The 2,242-nt window shown below is 73.9% G+C and carries 2 protein-coding genes; both read right to left on the bottom strand.

From position 1 onward, the window contains the following. A partial coding sequence (locus tag ACSDR0_RS50190; RefSeq protein ID WP_435296061.1) for a type I polyketide synthase occupies positions 1-1,319 on the bottom strand: 1,319 nt, incomplete at its 3' end. Between the two features lie 50 nt (positions 1,320-1,369). Beyond that, a partial coding sequence (locus ACSDR0_RS50185; RefSeq protein ID WP_435296060.1) for a beta-ketoacyl reductase occupies positions 1,370-2,242 on the bottom strand: 873 nt, incomplete at its 5' end.

Below are 2,242 nucleotides of genomic sequence, written 5' to 3'. Positions count from 1 at the left end.
CGGCGCGGGTGGCCGTTCTCGGGCCACTGGACCGGCTCGGTCAGCAGCGACACCGCGCCCGCCGACCAGTCGACGTGCGGGGTGGGCTCGTCGACGTGCAGTGTCCTGGGCAGCAGGCCGCGCTGGAGGGCCATCACGACCTTGATGACGCTCGCGACCCCGGCGGCGGCCTGGGTGTGACCGATGTTCGACTTCACCGAACCCAGCCACAGGGGGCGATCGGCCGGGCGGTCCTGGCCGTAGGTGGCGAGCAGGGCCTGGGCCTCGATCGGGTCGCCGAGCATGGTGCCGGTGCCGTGGGCCTCGACGGCGTCCACGTCGGCGGGCACCAGCTCGGAGTTGGCCAGCGCCTGGCGGATGACCCGCTGCTGGGAGGGGCCGTTCGGGGCTGACAGGCCGTTGCTGGCGCCGTCCTGGTTGACCGCGCTGCCCCGCACCACCGCCAGCACCGGGTGACCGTTGCGGCGCGCGTCCGACAGCCGCTCCAGCAGCAGCAGGCCGATCCCCTCGGAAAAGGCGGTGCCGTCGGCGGCGGCGGCGAAGGCCTTGACCCGGCCGTCCTCGGCCAGGCCACGCTGGCGGCTGAACTCCACGAAGATCTCGGGAGTGAAGATGATGGTGACGCCACCGGTGATGGCCATGGAGCACTCGCCCCTGCGGAGCGACTCGCACGCCAGGTGCAGGGTCACCAGCGAGGACGAGCAGGCGGTGTCGGCGGTCACCGCCGGTCCCTCAAGACCGAGGGTGTAGGAGATCCGGCCGGACATGACGGCGGTGGAGGTGCCCGTCAGCAGATGGCCCTCGACTCCCGCGGGGAAGACGCCCTGGCCGATGCCGTACCCGCTGGAGGCGGCGCCGACGAACACGCCCGTCCGGCTGCCCTTCACCGTGGCGGGGTCGATGCCGGCCCGCTCCAGCAGCTCCCACGAGGTCTCCAGCAGCAGCCGCTGCTGCGGGTCGGACGCCAGCGCCTCGCGCGGGCTCATCCCGAAGAAGCCCGCGTCGAAACCGCCGGCGTCGGCGACGAACCCGCCCTCGCGGGCGTAGGTGGTGCCGGGGGTGTCCGGGTCGGGGTGGTAGAGCCGGTCCAGGTCCCAGCCCCGGTCGCCGGGGAAGGCGGACATGGCGTCCTTGCCGTCCGCGACCAGCCGCCAGAGCTCCTCGGGGCTGTTCACCCCGCCGGGCAGGCGGCAGCTCATGGACACGACCGCGATCGGCTCGCGGTCCCTGGCCTCCGCCTCGCGCAGGCGGCGCCGGGCGTGCTGCAGGTCCGTGGTGGCACGCTTGAGGTAGTCACGCAGCTTGTCGTCATTCGCCATCGGACGTCAACCAGCCTCGGGGCAGTAGGGATTCGTCATGGGGTGCGCCATCAGGAGGTGCCGAGTTCCTCGTCGAGGACCGCGAAGAGCTCGTCGTCGGTGACCGACTCGAGGTCCTGCTCGGGCTCGGTCTCCGCCGGGCCGCCGTGCGTGTCGTCCCACTTGCGGAGCAGCGCCCGCAGCCGGGTGGTGATCTTGACGGGGTCCCCGCCGCCCGCCGCGTACAGGAGGCTCTCCAGCCGGTCGACCTCCGCGAGCACGGACGCGGAGGGGTCGGCGGCGGGCGGGGCGATCTCGTCCCTGATGTGCTCGGCGAGCACGCTCGGGGTGGGGTAGTCGAAGACCAGGGTGGTCGGCAGCCGCAGCCCGGTGGCGGCACCGAGCCGGTTGCGCAGCTCGACGGCGGTGAGCGAGTCGAAGCCGAGCTCCTTGAAGGCCCGCTCGGGTTCCACCGAGTCCACGCTCGCGTGCCCGAGCACCCCGGCGGCCTCAGCGCAGACAATCTTGACGAGAGCGGCCACCTGCTCCTCTCCGGACAGGCCCGCCAGGCGCTGTCCGAGCCCGGACGCGGTGGGGGCGGCGCCTCCCGCGGCCCTGACGACCCGGCGGGCGGGGGCGCGGACGAGGCCGCGCAGGAGCGCCGACCGCATGCCGTTCCCGCCGCGCAGCGCGGCGAGGTCGAGGTGGATCGGCACCAGCAGGGCCTCGTCGACGGCCGAGGCGGCGTCGAACAGCGCGAGCCCCTCCTCCGACGACAGGCCGCGGGCGCCGGACTGCTCCATGCGGGCGACGTCGGCGTCGCCCAGGTGCGCGCTCATGCCGCTGCGCTGGTTCCAGAAGCCCCAGGCCAGCGAGACCCCGGCCAGCCCGTGGGCCCTGCGGTGCGCGGCCAGCGCGTCGAGGAACGCGTTGGCGGCGGCGTA

Origin of the sequence: Streptosporangium sp. G11, assembly GCF_051192615.1 — a bacterium.
Taxonomy (GTDB): Bacteria; Actinomycetota; Actinomycetes; order Streptosporangiales; family Streptosporangiaceae; genus Streptosporangium.
This window is presented reverse-complemented; position numbering and strand designations above follow the sequence as displayed.